15 protein-coding genes are annotated in these 16,546 nt (G+C 71.1%); 2 read left to right on the forward strand and 13 right to left on the reverse strand.

Features of this window, described 5'->3' with window-relative positions:
* Positions 1 to 65: 65 nt before the first annotated feature.
* Positions 66 to 722: an NAD(P)-dependent oxidoreductase gene (locus EXE50_RS02995; RefSeq protein ID WP_137704327.1), complete on the forward strand. Its 657-nt coding sequence runs from the start codon at positions 66 to 68 to the stop codon at positions 720 to 722.
* A gap of 40 nt (positions 723 to 762) precedes the next feature.
* Here EXE50_RS02995 and EXE50_RS03000 read toward each other — a convergent pair whose 3' ends face one another.
* The 11 genes from EXE50_RS03000 to EXE50_RS03050 all read right to left on the reverse strand — a co-directional run bounded on the left by EXE50_RS03000 (position 763) and on the right by EXE50_RS03050 (position 13,325).
* Positions 763 to 1,035: a hypothetical protein gene (locus tag EXE50_RS03000; protein ID WP_053771227.1), complete on the reverse strand. Its 273-nt coding sequence runs from the start codon at positions 1,033 to 1,035 to the stop codon at positions 763 to 765.
* Positions 1,036 to 1,142: 107 nt separating this feature from the next.
* Entirely contained in the window at positions 1,143 to 1,604 is a 462-nt protein-coding gene (locus EXE50_RS03005) for a universal stress protein (RefSeq protein WP_053771228.1), read from the reverse strand.
* Positions 1,604 to 3,382: a VC_2705 family sodium/solute symporter gene (locus EXE50_RS03010; protein WP_137704328.1), complete on the reverse strand. Its 1,779-nt coding sequence runs from the start codon at positions 3,380 to 3,382 to the stop codon at positions 1,604 to 1,606. The genes EXE50_RS03005 and EXE50_RS03010 overlap by 1 nt, the downstream gene beginning before the upstream one ends.
* Positions 3,379 to 3,858, reverse strand: coding sequence for a DUF4212 domain-containing protein (locus tag EXE50_RS03015; RefSeq protein ID WP_053771230.1), 480 nt, complete (start codon positions 3,856 to 3,858; stop codon positions 3,379 to 3,381). Before EXE50_RS03015 ends, EXE50_RS03010 begins: the two co-directional genes overlap by 4 nt.
* Positions 3,859 to 3,964: 106 nt before the next feature.
* Positions 3,965 to 5,959 (reverse strand): acetate--CoA ligase, encoded by a 1,995-nt coding sequence (gene acs / locus EXE50_RS03020; RefSeq protein WP_053771231.1) that lies wholly within the window; start codon positions 5,957 to 5,959, stop codon positions 3,965 to 3,967.
* Between the two features lie 129 nt (positions 5,960 to 6,088).
* Positions 6,089 to 7,876, reverse strand: a complete 1,788-nt coding sequence (locus EXE50_RS03025; protein ID WP_137704329.1) for a bacterio-opsin activator domain-containing protein — start codon at positions 7,874 to 7,876, stop codon at positions 6,089 to 6,091.
* Between the two features lie 208 nt (positions 7,877 to 8,084).
* Positions 8,085 to 8,276: a DUF2061 domain-containing protein gene (locus tag EXE50_RS03030; RefSeq protein WP_137704330.1), complete on the reverse strand. Its 192-nt coding sequence runs from the start codon at positions 8,274 to 8,276 to the stop codon at positions 8,085 to 8,087.
* Between the two features lie 68 nt (positions 8,277 to 8,344).
* Positions 8,345 to 10,300 carry an acetate--CoA ligase gene (gene acs / locus EXE50_RS03035; protein WP_137704331.1) on the reverse strand — a complete coding sequence of 652 codons (1,956 nt, stop codon included), beginning with the start codon at positions 10,298 to 10,300 and terminating at the stop codon, positions 8,345 to 8,347.
* A gap of 99 nt (positions 10,301 to 10,399) precedes the next feature.
* Positions 10,400 to 11,758, reverse strand: coding sequence for a GTPase HflX (hflX, locus tag EXE50_RS03040; RefSeq protein ID WP_053771235.1), 1,359 nt, complete (start codon positions 11,756 to 11,758; stop codon positions 10,400 to 10,402).
* Positions 11,755 to 12,111, reverse strand: coding sequence for a DUF2209 family protein (locus EXE50_RS03045; RefSeq protein WP_077152264.1), 357 nt, complete (start codon positions 12,109 to 12,111; stop codon positions 11,755 to 11,757). Before EXE50_RS03045 ends, hflX begins: the two co-directional genes overlap by 4 nt.
* A gap of 167 nt (positions 12,112 to 12,278) precedes the next feature.
* Positions 12,279 to 13,325, reverse strand: coding sequence for a low specificity L-threonine aldolase (locus EXE50_RS03050; protein ID WP_053771236.1), 1,047 nt, complete (start codon positions 13,323 to 13,325; stop codon positions 12,279 to 12,281).
* A 146-nt stretch (positions 13,326 to 13,471) separates the two neighbouring features.
* On the opposite strand from EXE50_RS03050, the gene EXE50_RS03055 reads away from it, so the two are divergent.
* A complete protein-coding gene (locus EXE50_RS03055) occupies positions 13,472 to 14,998 on the forward strand; it encodes a carboxypeptidase M32 (protein WP_121599405.1) in 1,527 nt (508 codons plus the stop codon).
* Between the two features lie 29 nt (positions 14,999 to 15,027).
* Here EXE50_RS03055 and EXE50_RS03060 read toward each other — a convergent pair whose 3' ends face one another.
* Both EXE50_RS03060 and EXE50_RS03065 read right to left on the reverse strand, forming a co-directional pair.
* Positions 15,028 to 15,831, reverse strand: coding sequence for a CPBP family intramembrane glutamic endopeptidase (locus tag EXE50_RS03060; protein WP_137704332.1), 804 nt, complete (start codon positions 15,829 to 15,831; stop codon positions 15,028 to 15,030).
* An 88-nt stretch (positions 15,832 to 15,919) separates the two neighbouring features.
* A complete protein-coding gene (locus EXE50_RS03065) occupies positions 15,920 to 16,534 on the reverse strand; it encodes a hypothetical protein (protein ID WP_137704333.1) in 615 nt (204 codons plus the stop codon).
* Positions 16,535 to 16,546 lie beyond the last annotated feature (12 nt).

The raw sequence follows: 16,546 nt of genomic DNA on the forward strand, positions 1-16,546 counted from the left end.
ACGGCGCTTTGCTCCCCCGCGCGGCGTCCCGAAGCCCCAAGGCGGGGCGGCGCATATGCCGCGATATGGCCACCCTCCTCGTCGTCGGCGGCAGCGGCTTCATCGGGCGCGACGTCTGCCGGTTCGCGGTCCGCGACGGCCACGAGGTCCGCAGCGTCTCGCGGAGCGGCCGCCCCGACGTCGACGCCGAGTGGGCGGACGCCGTCTCGTGGACGAGCGCCGACCTCTTTCGCCCGAACGCCTGGCGCGACCGCCTCGACGGCGTCGACGCCGTGGTCCACGCGGTCGGGACGCTCACCGAGTCGCCGAGCGACGGGGTCACCTTCGAACGGGTCAACGGCGACGCGGCCGTCCTGACGGCGCTGGAGGCGGAACGCGCCGGCGTCGACGCCTTCGTCTTCCTCTCCGCGGCGGCGAAGCCCCCCGGCGTGCGGAGCGCCTACCTGACGGCGAAGCGCCGCGCCGAGTCGTCCATCGCGGACCTCGACCTCGACGTCGTGACGCTCCGCCCGGGCCCGGTGTACGGCGAGGGACAGCCGCACCTCCCGGGCGTCGCCGACCGCGTGCTCCGGTTCCTCGCGAGCGCGCGGCCGATCGCTTCGCGGCTGGGCGAGGCGCGGCCGCTGGCCGTCGGCACGGTCGCCCGGGCGTCGTACCGCGCCGCGCTGGACCCGGACGAGCGGCTGCTCGACGTGTCGGACATCCGTGAACTCGCCGGGTGACGCGCGGGTGACGCGACCCGAGCGTCGCCGAGCGCCCCCGCTACCGGGCGCTGCGCTCCTTGGCTACCTCCAGCGAGATGAAGAAGCCGAAGTACGCCGGGATCCCCGCGAGCATGAACATGTACAGCACCCACCGCGGGGCCGTCGGAAAGGCGAAGTCGTACAGCAGCGACGCGAGCCCCACCCACGCGAGCGCGAACAGCAGGTCCTGCGCCATGCCGGTGCCGTTCTCGCTGAGCACCGTCCGGGCGCGGTCGGCGACGCTCGGGTCGGTCTCGTCGTTCGGCGTCTCCGCGGCGTCCGAGTCGGGCATGGATAGAGTGTGCGTGAAGGGGTACGTCGGCCTTGCGGAATCGCGCGGGGCCGTCCGCGCGACGGAGCGGTTCTCGGTCCGGGAGAGGCGGTCCCGGCGCGGCGACCTCAGTCTTCTTCGAGGTAGTCGACGACGAGGACGGGGACGTGCGTCGAGCGCAGCGTGCGCTCGGTGACGCTGCCGAGCAGCGCGCGGCGCACGCCGGCCCGGCCGTGACTCCCCATCACGATGAGATCGATACCGTGCTCCTCTGCGTAGTCGCCGATCACCTTGTGCGGGCGACCGCCGGAGACGTGCTCGACGACGTCGACCGCGCGCTCACCGGCGCGGTCGGCGACGGCGCCGGTCGCCTCGTCGGCCCGCTCCTTCAGCTCGCCCATCTCGTCGAACCGACCCTGCTTGAGCCGGTCGACCTGTTCGGTGCCGAGGCTGAAGTTCACGGAGTCGATGTCGACCACGTACAGCGCGTGGACCTCCGCGTCGTACCGCTCGGCCAGGTCGAGCGCGTGGTCGACCGCGGCCTCCGCGACGTCGCTACCGTCCGTGGGCACGAGGATGCGTTCGTACATCACCGCTCCCCCTCCGTGGTGTCGTCGGGGGCAGCGCCGTCCACTGCGCGGTCACCCTCGGCGGCCGCGTCGTCCACTGCGCGGCCGCCATCGGTCGCCACGTCCTCGCCGCCGTCCGCGGCGACGACGTCCTCGGCGGTCTCCTGTTGCCCCATCGGCTCGGGGCTGTGACACTGCCGGACGATCCGCTTCGTCTCGAGCGACGGCTCGTCCGTGGCCATCGAGACGACGATGGTGACGACGAACACGATCGGGAGCGTGATGAGCGCAGAGCCGATGGCGGGCATCCACGTCGCGAGCCCCGTCGACAGCGGCGCCTCCAGCGAGCCGATGTACGTCGGGACGATCTGGTTGATCATCGGGATCGCCCAGAGCGTCAGCCCGGTCGTCATCCCGGCGAGCGCGCCCTGCCGGTTGGCGTTCTCCCACCACATGCCGAGGAAGAACATCGGGAACAGCACGGAGCCGGCGAGCGAGAACGCGTAACCCACGAGCGCCGCGATCGACGAGGCGGGGTTGAGCGCTGCCAGCGTCGTCAGCGCGCCCAGGGCGACGATCGAGAGGCGGCCGACGAGGATCTGCTGGCGCTGCGTCGCGTCCTCGTTGATGATGTTCGTGTAGATGTCGTGGCTGATCGCCGACGAGCCGGCGATGAACAGCCCCGCGACCGTCGCGATGGCCGCGGCGATACCGCCCGCCGCGACGATGCCGACGAACCACTCCGGCAGCCCGGACAGCTGCGCCGCCAGCACGACGATGACCTCGCTGGCCGCGCTCGTCATGCCGGGGTCGCCGTACGTGGCGCCGACGTTCTGCGAGTAGAGGTCGGTGCCGAACGCCGCGAACGCGGGCGCGCTCCAGTAGAGGATACAGATAAAGAACAGCCCCCAGACCGTCGACCAGCGGGCCGTCCGCTCGCTCTCGACCGTGTAGAACCGGACGAGCACGTGCGGGAGCCCACACGTGCCGACGATGAGCGAGAACGTCGTCGCGACCCAGAGGTAGTAGCTCGACCCGGCGAACGGCTCGGAGAACTCGCTGCCGAGCTGGCTGATCAGCGCGCCGTACTCCAGCTGCGGCAGCACCGTGGAGTAGCCGTTCGTGTAGCCGACGACGAACAGCCCGACGACGAACGCGAGGATGAGGATGACGTACTGGACCGCCTGATTCTTCGTGGCGCCCAGCATGCCGGACAGCGTCAGGTAGCCGACGGTGACGACCATCATCGCGACGACCATCACCTGGTACCCGTCGAGGCCCGGGATGAGCCCCCCGTAGTTGCCGAAGATGTACAGGCCGACCAGCGCCATCCCCTTCGCCTGCCCGATGGCGTAGACGAAGCCGATGAGGAACGTCGTCACCGCCGCGATGGCGCGCGCGGTGTCGGAGTTGAACCGGTCGCCGACGAAGTCGGGCGCGGTGTACTTCCCGAACCGGCGCAGCTGCGCCGCGAGGAAGATGAGGAGGATGAAGTAGCCCGTCGTCCAGCCGACGACGAACACCAGCCCGTAGAAGCCCGCCAGCGCGATCGACGCCGCCATCCCGAGGTACGACGCCGCGGACATCCAGTTCGCGCCGATCGCCATCCCGTTCTCGACGTTCCCGATGGACCGGCCGGCGACCCACATGTCGTCGGTGTCGGCCACGCGGAAGACGAACCCGATCGTCAGGAACAGTCCCAGCATCCCGATCACGAGCAGCGCCGGCCCGATCTTGAACGAGATGTCGAGCGCCTCGGGGAGGAGTTCGCTCTGAAGGGGCAGCGAGCCCGCCGTCATTCGTCGACCCCTCCGTCGGTCGCCGCGACGTCATCGTGCTCGATGCCGTACTTCTCGTCGAGCGCGTCCCGCTTTCGCGAGTACCAGAACGCCAGGACGAGGGCGCTGGTCGGCGCGCCGAACGCGACGAGGAAGTAGTGGAGCGGGAACTGTAAGATCGGCATCGTCTGCGTCATCACGCCGGGCGCGAGGTTCGTCAGGGTCACCGGCCCCCACACCGCGAGGACCCAGATCGCGAACCCCGTCCAGACGATGCGGAGGTGATCGCGCATGTACGGCGTGCTCGGGTTCAGGATGTTCACTTCCGCCCCGAGGTAGTCGGTGTTGCTGTGCGCCTGTGCGGCTCCCGACGTCGCGACGCCGCCGTCGGTGGCAGCGTCGCCGGTCGCGCTGCCGCCGTCGGTGGCTGCTTCGCCGGCCGCGCGGCCACTATCGGTGACCGCGTCGCCTTCTTCGCGTGAGGTATTATCTGTCATGTTTTGGTCCGTTGTGAGCTTGTCTGTGTGGTTTTTTCGTGATGGTTTCCGTCGTGCGGTCCGCCGTGGTCGCGGACGGAACAAACGGAAAACGGCTCGCCGAGCGCTACTCGGCGTCGGCCTTCTTCTGGATCTCCTCGACGATCTCGGGGTTCCGAAGCGTGCTGGTGTTGCCGAGCTCCTCGCCGTCGGCGATGTTCTCGAGCAGGCGCCGCATGATCTTGCCGGACCGAGTCTTCGGCAGGTCCGGCGTGAACACGACCTGTTCGGGGCGGGCGATCGGCCCGATGGCGTCCTCAACGCCGGCGACGATCGCCTCGCGGAGCTCGTCGGTGCCCTCGTAGCCGTCCTCCGTGGTCACGTAGGCGTACACCGCCTCGCCTTTGATTTCGTGGTCGCCGCCGACCACTGCGGCTTCGGCGACGCCCTCGACGCCGACGATCGCGGACTCGATCTCCATCGTCCCCAGCCGGTGGCCGGAGACGTTGAGCACGTCGTCGACGCGGCCGAGGACGGTGATGTAGCCGTCGTCGTCGATCTTCGCCCCGTCCTCCGGGAAGTACACCCAGTCGTCGGGGTCGTCGCTGTCGGTGTCGGAGTACTCGGCCCAGTACTCCTCGATGTAGCGCTCGTCGTTGTTGTACAGCGTCCGGAGCATGCCGGGCCACGGCTTCTGTACCGTGAGGTAGCCGGCCTTGCCGGGATCCACCTCGTCGCCGAGCGTGTCGAGGATCTGGACGTCGAGCCCCGGCAGCGGCGGCCCCGCGGCGCCGGGCTTCATGTCCTTGACGCCGGGCAGCGTCGTCACCATCATCCCGCCGGTCTCGGTCTGCCACCACGTGTCGACGACGGGGCACTCCTCGTCGCCGATGTGCTGGTAGTACCACTTCCACGCGCGCGGGTTGATCGGCTCGCCGACCGTGCCGAGCAGGCGCAGCGAGGAGAGGTCGTGGCGGTCCGGGTACTCAGCGCCCCACTTCATGAACGCGCGGATCGCGGTGGGCGCGGTGTACAGCTGGGTCGCCTCGTGCTCCTCGACGATCTCCCAGAGCCGGTCGCGCTCCGGGTGGTCGGGTGTGCCCTCGTACATCATCGTCGTCGTCCCGAGCGCCAACGGTCCGTAGACGATGTACGAGTGGCCGGTGATCCAGCCGATGTCGGCCGAGCAGAAGTACGTGTCATCCGGCTCGATGTCGAGGACCGACTGCGAGGTCCACGACACCCACGAGAGGTAGCCGCCGGTCGTGTGTTTCACGCCCTTCGGCTTCCCCGTCGTGCCCGAGGTGTACATCAGGAACAGCATGTCCTCGGCGTCGCGGGTGACCGGCTCGACCTCGGCGCCCTCGTGGTCGGCCACGAGGTCGTCGTAGTCGACCTGGTCGTCGCCGAGGTCGTGGCCGAAGCCGTCGCCGTTCGGCCCCAGCCGGTCGACGACGACCGTGGTCGTGTCGTGCTCGACGCCCGCGAGCCCCTCGTTCGCCTTGTCGAGGTGGTCGAGCGGGTCGCCGCGGCGGTAGTAACCGTCGCAGGTGACGAGGTACTCCGACTCCGCGGCGTTCATCCGCGTCGCGAGCGCGTCGGCCGAGAACCCGGCGAACACGACGCTGTGCGGCGCGCCGATGCGCGCACACGCCAGCATCGCGATCGGCAGCTCCGGGATCATCGGCATGTACATCGTGACCACGTCGTCCTCCTCGACGCCCTGCTCCCGAAGGGCGGCCGCGAACTCGTTGACCTCGCGGTGGAGTTCCGCGTACGTGTACGTGCGGTCGTCCTCGTCGACGGGCTCGCCGACCCACTCGATGGCGGCCTCGTCGCCGCGCTCGTCGAGGTGTCGGTCGAGGCAGTTCGCCGACGCGTTCAGCTCGCCGCCCGTGAACCACTCGTAGAATGGGGGGTTGCTGTCGTCGAGCACTTGGTCGTAGTCGGTTTCCCACTCCAGCAGGTCGGCGGCCGTCTCCCAGCACTCGGGCCAGTTCTCCTCGAACTCCTCGTATATCTCCGGGTCGGACACATTCGCCTGCTCGACGAACGACTCCGACGGCTCGAACACCTCTTGCTCCGCTAATCTCGCTTCCAGTTGGCCGTCTCCCTCTGTCATGGTACGGTCGTATCCAACCAATATCGGCATATAAACGCTGACGCTAAATACGAAAAATCGTGAAGGATTCCGCCCCGGAAGCGCGGGGCTCGCACCGTCGGACCCCCTCGCGACCCGGGCGCCGACCGCTCACTCGCCGGGCGGGGTCGCCCGCCCGTCGTCCCTCCGGGTCGGCCGGTCGGCCTCGTCCTCGAAGACGCCGTCGAGGAGGGCCCGCTGGGCCTTCCGGAGGTGGTTGTGGAACGTCGGCGACGAGACGCCCATCGCGTCGGCCACCTCCTCGGCCGTGCTCCCGCGCGGCCAGTCGAAGTAGCCACCGTGGTACGCCGCCGACAGCGCCGCCCACTGCCGGTCGGTGAAGCGGTCCGCGACCCCGTCCCGCAGCGCCGACTCCGTGCGCGGCGAGCGCGCGACCGACTCCTTGCTCGCGAGCCTGACGTCAGCGAACCGGTCGCGGAGCCCGTCCGCGACCGGGCGGACGTTCGTTCCCTCGGGGAAGTCGGCGACGACGCGGACCCGCCCTTCGGCGGCGGACGCGTCGCGCACGGTCGCGCCGTGGTCGACGAGCGCCCTGACCAGCGACCCGTCCGCGAGCCGGACCGACGCCGAACAGCCCTCTTCGCGGGTCTCGATCACCCGGAAGTCGGAGACGCCCGGCGACGCCTCGACGGCCGTCGCGACGTCCTGCGGGCGGGCCCCCTCGACGGAGAGGTACGCGCGGGACACGTCGTCGTCGACGTCGACCGTCGACGCCAACTCGATCCGACAGCCGAGGCGGTCGCTCGCCCGGGCGAGGAACGCACCGTCGTCGCCGGTGTGGAACTCGACCTCGGTGACCGCGTCGGAGTGGAGCAGTTCCCGCCACCGCTCGGCGGTGATCGCGCGGCCGAGGCAGCCGCCGAGGGCGGCGAGCGCGCGGCGCTCCGACTCGTCGACCGCGTCGCCGTCGGCCGCGACGGCGCAGAGCGCGCCGTGAATCGCGCCGTCGGAGGCCGCCGGCACCGCCACCGCGGGCCGTCCGTTGGTCTCCTGGCGACCGTCGGTCGTCGCCGGCGCGCCGTCCGTGACGGCGTCCAGCCACGGACCGGCGGCGGCGACGCCGCGGTCCGCGAGCGCCTCGCGGTCGACGCCGGCCGCGGCGGTCACGTCCGCCCGCCCGCCGCCGACCGCGCGGCGGACGACCCACGCCTCGGCCCAGCGGTCGGCGTCGACCAGCCCCTCGACGACGGCCGCGGCGGGGGCGGCCGCCCCCGGGTCTGCGAGCGCCTCGAACCCCGGTAACGCGGTCGTTCCGCCCCGTTCCGCGCTCCCGTCGTCGGACCGCCCGTCGCCGGCGATGGCGGCCGCGAGGGCCTCCCCGTCGAGCGGGTCGAGGTACGGGTCGAGGGTGCCGAGCGACTCCCAGCCGCCGGCGTCGCGGACGGCCCGCGGGTCGACGCCGCGGTCGACGAGCTGGCGCCGGGCGAACGTCTTCCGGAGGGCGCTCGGGGTGACCCGCTCGTCGACCGCGCCGTCGGTGAGGCCCGCCGCCCGCGCCGCTGTCTCGCTCACGATCATCTGGACGCGCCGCGGCGAGACGTCGACGTACGACTCGTCGTCGGCGAGCCCCTGGCTCGTCGCGTACCGGTCGAGGTCGGCGGCCAGCGAGGCCGGTACCACGGTCTCGCGGTCGATCTGTTCCCCGCCGAGCGCGGTCGACCCGGCGTCCCCGCCCTCGTCGCCGTCCGCCGCGGGCACCGCGAGGAGGCGCGCGCCCGCGACCGAGTCCGGCTCGCGCAGGTGGCGCGGGGCGACGCGGGTGATCTCCTCGGTCCGGAGGCCGGCCTCGCCCGCCAGCCTGACGACGAGCGCCGCGCGATACGTCTCCGCGGCGGTGACGAGCGCGTCGTATGCGTCCGCGTCGAGGCCGTCCACCATTTGTTTCGGAACTCAACAAGCAGCCGAAACAAAACTGTTCCGGAAGTCGGTCTTTCTTGTCGGTCTCGACCGTATATCCTCGGAACCCCCGTCGCATGAAGACAAACAGCGGAATGATTAGTTTCGTTTCTTTGTTGTATTCCGAAACTACGTCCGCCGGTCACCCGGAGGGACTCACGCCCCAGGCGACGCGGTCCCACAGGCGCTCTTAGCCGTAGTACGTGAGCGTCTTCACGGCGTTCGTCACGAGGCCGATGCTCGCCGCCTGACCGACGTCGCCGACGACGAGCCACGCGACCGCGACCGTGATCGTCACCATCAGCGCCCGGTAGCACAGCGTCTTGACCACCGCGCGGCGACGGGCGTGGACCGCGTCCGCCGCGAAGACGTTCGTTCCCATACCCTCGATACGGACCCCACCGGCAAGTAACCACGACACGCTTCACAACCGAAAAAGAGAAACCGCTATCAGTTTCTCGTCTCTCGGACGGTCGACTCGATCTCCCCCACGACCTCCGGGTTGCGCAGCGCGCTCACGTCGCCGAACTCCTCGCCGCGGGCGATGTCCTCCAGCAGCCGCCGCATGATCTTCCCGGAACGCGTCTTGGGGAGCTCCGGCGTGAACACGATCCGGTCGGGGCGGGCCACGTCGCCGACGGCGCTCGCCACCCGGTCCGCGATGGCGTCGCGCAGGCGCTCGCCGGGCTCGACGCCGCTCTTCGTCGTCACGTACGCGACGATCCGGCCGTCGTCGTCGCCGACGACCGCCGCCTCGGTCACGCCCTCGGCGTCGACGATCGCCGCCTCGAGTTCGCCCGTGTTGAACCGCTGCGCACGGACGTTGATCACGTCGTCGACGCGCCCGAGGATCGTGACGTAGCCTTCCTCGTCGACGGCCGCGCCGTCGCCGGTGCGGTAGCGCCAGCCGTCCTCGCCGTTCAGCCAGTACTCGCGCAGGTAGCGCTCGTCGCCCTCGCGGAGCCCGCGCAGCATGCCGGGCCACGGCGAGGCGATGGTGAGGTAGCCCGACTCGCCGGGGTCGACCGGGTCGCCGTCCTCGTCGACGACGCGGGCGTCGATCCCGGGCAACGGCGGGCCGACCTTCCCCGGCTTCATCGGCGTGACCCCGGGCAGCGTGGCGAGCGCGATGGCGCCGGTCTCGGTCTGCCACCAGGTGTCGACGACCGGCGCGTCGCCGCCGCCGACGTGGTCGCGGTACCAGCGCCACGCCTTCGGCGTGATCGACTCGCCGACCGTGCCGAGCAGGCGGATCGACGAGAGGTCGTGGGACTCGGGGTACTCCGCGCCCCACTTCATGAACGACCGGATCGCGGTCGGCGAGGTGTAGAAGATGCTCACCGCGTTGCGCTCGATCAGGTCCCAGACGCGGTCCCGGTCCGGGTAGTCGGGCGAGCCCTCGTACAGCACGGTGGTCGTCCCGGTCGCGAGGGGGCCGTACACCCCGTAGGAGTGGCCCGTGATCCAGCCGATGTCGGCCGCGCACCAGTAGGTGTCGTCGGGCCGCACGTCCAGGACCGTCCGCGTCGTCCACGCGACGTGCGCGAGGTACCCGCCCGTCGCGTGCTCGACCCCCTTCGGCCGCCCGGTCGTGCCCGAGGTGTACATCACGAACAGCAGGTCGGTCGCGTCGCGGGCCACGGGCTCGACCGTCTCGCCGTCGTGCGCGGCCACGAGCGCGTCGTACTCGTGCTCGTCGTCGCCCAGCGAGACGGCGAGCTCGTCGCCGAGGCGGTCGACCACGACCGCGGCCGACAGCTCGCTCTCGGCGCGGATCCGGGCGTTGTCCGCCTTCGACTTCTGGTTGAAGGCGTCCTCGCGGCGGTAGTAGCCGTCGCAGGTGACCAGGTACTCGGAGTCGGCGGCGTCGATCCGCGTGGCGAGCGCCTCCGCGGACAGCCCCGCGAAGACGACGTTGTGCGGCGCGCCGATCCGCGCGCACGCCAGCATCGCGATCGGGAGCTCCGGGATCATCGGCAGGTACAGCGTGACCACGTCGTCCTCCTCGACGCCGAGGTCGCGGAGGCCGGCCGCGAGGGCGTTCACCTCGCGGTGGAGGTCGAGGTAGGTGTACGACCGCCGCTCGCCCCGCTTCCCGAACCAGCGGATCGCGAGCTGGTTCCGGCGGTCGTCGAGGTGTCGGTCGACGCAGTTCGCCGACGCGTTCAACTCGCCGCCGGTGAACCACTCGTAGAAGGGCGGCTCGGAGTCGTCGAGGACGGCGTCGTACTCCCGGTCCCACGTCAGGAGGTCGGCCGCCTCGCGCCACGCCTCGGGGCCCTCTCGCTCGAACCGCTCGTACACCGAGGGGTCGCTCGCCGCGGCCTCGTTCCGGAAGTCGGCCGGCGGCGGGACGGCGTCCCCGTCGCCGTCGACGAGTCCCTCCTCGTTCCCGGAGTCGTCCATGACATCGTATGGCCGGCGGAGACTCGTATACTTTGTCCGCGCCTTCGCCGAGCGACAGCCGATCGCAGCTGGCCGTCGACCGCCGCCGGGCGGTCGCGGTCAGGCCGACTCCTCGGCGGGCGGCGCCGAGACCTCGGCCGCCTTCGCCCGGGCGCGGGCGACGATCGAGGGCTTCGCCTCGAAGTCGACGGTCACCTGGTCGCCCGCGTACGTCTCCTCGGCGACGTACCCGTGGTCGTGGACCCACGAGACGAGGCTCATCGCGTCGTCGGAGACGGGGAGCACGAGTCGCTCGCGCTCCCAGTCCGGCAGTTCGTCCTCTACGCGGTCCCGGAGCTCGGCGACGCCAGCGCCCGTCTTCGCCGAGACGGCGATCGGGTCCGGCGCCACGCCCGAGAGCGCGGCGCGCTTCTCCGCCAGCTCGCCGGGCGCCAGCCGGTCGACCTTGTTGAACACGGTGACGACCGGCGCCTCGTTGCGCTCGTAGAGGGTGTCGTGGCTCGTGACGAGCTTCTCGCGCATCTCCGCGACCGGCTCGCTCGCGTCGACGACGAGCAGCACGAGGTCGGCCCGGTAGACGGAGTCGAGCGTCGACTCGAAGGACTCGACCAGCCAGTGGGGCAGGTCCGAGATGAACCCGACCGTGTCGGTGAGGAGGACGTCGCGCTTCTCCATCTCGGCCCGGCGGGTCGTGGTGCCGAGCGTCGTGAACAGCATGTCCTGCGACTCGGCGGTGGTGTCGAGGTCGCGGTGTCGGTCGTCGTTCTCGTCGACCGCCAGCTCGTCGGCGAGCCGGCGCATCAGCGTCGACTTCCCGGCGTTGGTGTACCCGGCGAGCGCGACCAGCTCGAAGCCGGAGTCGCGGCGCTGCTCGCGGCGCGCCTCCTCCTTCTCCGCGATCGATTCGAGCTCGTCGCGGATCTCCGATATCTGCCGTTTGATGTCGCGCTCGACGCTCTCGTCGTACTCGCCGAGCCCCATGAACCCGGGCCGCTCGTCGCGCTTCGCGAGGCTCGCCTTCGCCTCCGCGCGCGGCAGCTCGTAGCGGAGCTCCGCGAGCTCGACCTGGAGCTGTGCCTTCCGAGTGTTGGCGCGCTGGCCGAATATCTCCAGGATGAGCGTGAACCGGTCGACGACCTCGACGCCCTCGGGGAGCACCCCGCCGATGTTGAACGTCTGGTACGGCCCCACGTCGTTGTCGACGATGACCGCCTCGGCGTCGGTCCGGCGGACTAGGTCGCGCAGCTCCGCGACCTTCCCCTCGCCGAACATGAACGCGGCGTCCTCGGTGCGCGTCTGGGTGAGCTCGCCTGCCACCTCGTACCCCGCGGCGGCCGCGAGCTGCGATATCTCCGCGAGGTCGGCCTCGCCCGAGTCGACGCGCTTGGCGACGATCGCGCGGCGGCTCCCGGTCGGCGCCTCGGCCTCGCCGTCCGCGTTCCCGGCGCTCCCGCTCATAACAGGAGTTCGCGCGCGGCGTACGCGGCGTGGTGTGCTGCCTGCACTGTCTCGCGCTCGCCTATGCTCTCGACGTATTTAAACTCGGGCTGGAAGCTCAGCCCGACGCGGGCCGCCGGCTCCTCGTAGAACTCGCCGCCCTCGGCCACGACCGGTCCCTCCGGCGGCGTCGGGAGGTCGCCGACCGCCTCCGCGGCGAGCGCGACGGTCGCCTCCAGCGTCGGGCCCTCGCGCGCCGCGGCGAAGCCCATCCCCTCGACCGACCGGATCCGCGAGGAGTCGATCCGCGCGTGGACCGCGGCCGCGACCATCAGGTACTCGCCGCCCTCCTCGTGGCGGCCGCTGATGTCCACGCCGACGACCTCAGGGGCGGGCGCCGTCCACCACGGTTCGACCGGCTCGGGTTCGCGGGGCGGCTGCTCGTGCGTCCATGGTCCGCCGTAGGTCGCCCGCCGAATTGAACGTTTCCGTGCGGGCTCCGAACGGGCCGTCCACCCGCGTCGGCGGAGCCGGCGGCCCGTTACGCCCGTAGCTCGTCGACGACGGCCGCGATCCGGTCGATCGCTTCGTCCACGTCCGCCTCGTCGACGTCGAGGTGCGTGGTGAACCGCGTCGCGTAGTCGTCGAACTCGACGCAGCCGACGCCGGCCTCCTTACAGGCCGCGTAGAGCGACTCGGCCGGGATCCCGGGCGCCTCCGTGTTCGCGACGACGATGTTGGTGTCGGGCGCGGGCGCGTCGACGCCGTCGAGCGCGTCCAGCCCGGCCGCGAGCCGCTCCGCGTTGGCGTGGTCCTCGGCGAGGCGGTCGACGTTCTCCAGCGCGCGGAGCGCGGGCGCGGCGATCATGCCCGCCTGGCGCATCCCGCCGCCGAACAGCTTGCGGACGCGGCGGGCGTCCTCGACGAACGCCTCGTCGCCGGCGAGGATCGATCCGACCGGCGCGCCGAGCCCCTTCGAGAGGCAGAAGGTGACGCTGTCGACGGGGGCGACGACCTCGCTCGCGTCGACGCCGAGCGCGACCGCGGCGTTGAACACGCGCGCGCCGTCGAGGTGGACCGGCACGTCGGCCTCGCGGGCGACCTCGGCCGCGTCGGCGATCCGCTCGACCGGGACGGCGACCCCGCCGCGGTAGTTGTGGGTGTTCTCTAAGGAGAGCAGCCCCGTTCCGGGGCGGTGGAGGTCCTCGTCGACGAGCCCCTCGCAGACCGCGTCTGGGGTCGGAACGCAGCGCTCGCCGGCGTCGATCGTCCGCGTCTGGACGCCCGAGAGCTTGGCGGCGCCGGCCAGCTCCCAGCGGTAGATGTGCGACTCGCGCTCCAGGAGGAGCTCCTGGCCCGGCTCCGTGTGCGCGTGGACCGCGATCTGGTTCGCCATCGTCCCGGAAGGGACGTACAGCGCCGCCTCCGTGCCGACCGCCTCTGCCGCGCGCCGTTCGAGCTCGTTGACCGTCGGGTCGTCGCGGTACACGTCGTCGCCGACCTCGGCGGTCGCGGCCGCCTCGCGCATCTCTTCCGAGGGCGCCGTGACGGTGTCGGACCGCAGGTCGATGAAGTCATCGTCGGACATCCGTTACCCGCCCTACCGCGGCGGCGGGCATATATCCCGCGCTCGGCGACCCGCCGCGGCGACGAGTGAATTCCCGCGGCTCCGCGCGGCGAGCGAGGGGTTCCGAGTTCGGTCCCTTCTTAACGTGCGCGCCCGATCCGTGACGCATGGCAACGGAAGCCGCACCAGACGACGCAGCGAACGCACCGGACGCCTACGACGCCCTCCTCGACCGCGTCGAGCGGTGGAACGCGGTCGGCAGCGCCTCCGGCGTCCTCGGCTGGGACCAGCAGGTGATGATGCCCGAGGGCGGCACGCCAGCGCGCTCGAAGCAGCTCTCGGCGCTCTCCTCCGTCCACCACGACATGGTCACCGACGACGAGACGGGCGAGCTGCTCGACGAGCTCGACGACGCCGACCTCACCGACGAGCAGGCGGCGGTCGTCCGCGAGGTCCGCCGCGAGTACGAGCGCGCCGACGCCGTCCCGGTCGAACTGGTCGAGGAGATATCCGAGACCGGCTCCGAGGCGCTCCAAGCCTGGGAGGAGGCGAAAGCCGAGGACGACTTCGAGACGTTCGCGCCGTACCTGGAGAAGCACGTCGAGCTGAAACGCGAGTACGCCGAGCACATCGACCCCGACCGCGACCCCTACGAGGTCCTCTTCGAGGAGTTCGAGCCGTGCCTCTCGATGGAGCGCGCGGAGTCGATCCTCACGGAGCTCCGCGAGGCGCTCGTCCCGATGATCGAGGACATCCGCGCGTCCGACGTGGAGCTCGCGGTCGACACCTTCGAGGGGACCTTCTCGGAGGACGAGCAGGAGGCGCTCTCGCGCGACGCGCTCGAGCTCGTCGGCTACGACTTCGACCGCGGCCGCCTCGACGTCTCCTCGCACCCGTTCACCGCCGGCAATCAGTTCGACTGCCGCGTGACGACCCGGTTCGACGAGGAGGACCCGCTCGGCGCGGTCGGATCGACGATCCACGAGTTCGGCCACGCGCAGTACAACCTCGGACTCCCCCAGGAGCACTTCGGCACGCCGCTTGGCGAGTCGCGCGACCTCTCGGTCCACGAGTCGCAGTCGCGCCTCTGGGAGAACCACGTCGGGCGCAGCGAGGCGTTCTGGCAGGAGTTCCTCCCCGTCTTCCAGGAGCACTTCCCGCAGACCGAGGAGGCCAGCGTTCGGGACGCGTACGAGGCGTTCAACCAGGTGTACGAGGACAACCTCATCCGCGTCGAGGCCGATGAGCTCACCTACCACCTCCACATCGTGATCCGGTTCGAGATCGAGCGCGACCTGATCCGCGGCGACCTCGACGTCGAGGACGTGCCCGAGGTCTGGAACGACAAGTACGAGGAGTACCTCGGCATCCGCCCCGACACCGACAGCGAGGGCTGCCTCCAGGACATCCACTGGAGCCACGGCAACTTCGGCTACTTCCCCACCTACTCGCTCGGCTCCGTGATGGCCGCCCAGCTCTTCGAGGCCGCCGAGGCGGACATCGACGACCTCGACGCCAAGATCGCCGACGGCGAGTTCGGGGACCTCCACGACTGGCTCGGCGAGAACGTCCACCGACACGGCTCCCGCTACGAGACGAACGAGCTCGTGAAGCGCGCGACCGGCGAGGACTTCTCGGCCGACGCCTTCCTCGACTACGTCGACGAGAAGTACGGCGAGCTGTACGGGATCTGAACCGGAAGACAGGTCGTCCGTCCCCGTTTTTACGAGAGCACCTGGACCAGCGACAGCGCCACGAGCGGCACGTGGAACGCCGCGTGCGCGACCATCGCCGCCTCGAGGCTGCGCCGCCAGTAGAGCCACCCGAACGCGACCCCGGCGACCGCGTTCAACAAGACTGTCCGCGCGATCAGCGCCGGCGTCAGCCCCACCGCCTGCGCCAGCGCCGGGAGGTGGCCGACGCCGAACAGCACCGCCGAGACCCCGATCGCGGCCCACGCGACCCCCGGTCCGGGCGCGTCGCCGCGGCGGCCGGCGAGGACCCAGCCGCCGAGCGCGAGCGCGGACATGAGCCCGAACCGGAGCAGCAGCTCCTCCGTGACCCCGCCGTAGAGGAACCGGACCGGCGCGTACGCGAGCACGTCGACGACCGTCGGCCGCCCCGCGCCGATCGCCGACCCCGGCAGGTCGCGCGCGACGAGCGGCGCCAGCGCGACGTCGAGCGCGATCACGACCAGGCTCCCGGCGACGCCGACCGCGGCGGCGAGTCCGGCCTCGCCGCGGACCCGTCCGAGCGCCTCGGCGTCGCCGCCCGCGCGGTCGAGGAGGTGCGAGCGCAGGCGGGCCCGCGGGGCCGCGTAGGCACCGACCAGACACGCGACGACGAGCAGCAGGAGCGGGTTGACTCCGGTGAGGACGGCGAGGAGCGGGCGGGACAGCCCCGGCGGGACGGCGGCCGGCGGGGTCGTGCGGTAGACGTACCACACGAGCGCGGCGACGCCGGGGAGGCCGGCCAGGAGCGCGACGCCGAACCGAGCGCGGAGGGACGATCGGGGTGTCGAGGCCATGCCCGGAGCGACGCCTCACGACGAGATAACGGTTCGGCCGCGTCTCAGCGCGCCCGACTGCGGGCGCGTCTGCCGCGCGGCGCTCCCGCTATCCGAGTCGGAAGCCGGTCATCAGGACGATCAGCGCGAGCATCATCGCGCCCTCGAACAGCCCGACGACGAGGTTCTTCTTCTCGATCGATTCCAGTCGGTCGGCGTCCGGGTCGGGCGAGACAGTCTCGTAGTACGCGCTGAGGTGGAGCCGGTGGGGGACCGCCAGCCCGAACGCGAACAGCCCCCAGCCCAGGCCGAGCGCGAGCCCCGACCACGTCCCGCCGAAGCCGTACCCGAGCCCGATGTCGGGCGTCAGCAGGACCGTCCCCGACAGCACCGTCGTCAGCGAGAAGCCGACGAGGAAGAACACCGCCTTCGGGATCAGCGTCCTGTTCACCGCGGTCGCGGCCGCCTCGTCGAGGCCGCCGAGCGTCGGGCCGATGACCGCGGGGAAGATCAGCGCGAACCCGAACCACACCGCGCCGGCCGCGACGTGCGTGTAGAAGAGCAGTTCGGTGCTTCCCAGCGCGAGGCTCGCGGCGAAGAAGGCCAGCGGCACGAGGAGGCTCCCGGCCGCGAACGCCGGGTTCGCGGCGTCCGCGAGGTGTTGAACCCGATCGATGAACCCCTGTTCGGCGACGCGACGGTTCCCCTCGTTAGCAACTGCCATGAAGTAAGATCA

The organism is Halorubrum sp. ARQ200, from assembly GCF_005435115.1.
GTDB lineage: Archaea > Halobacteriota > Halobacteria > Halobacteriales > Haloferacaceae > Halorubrum > Halorubrum tropicale.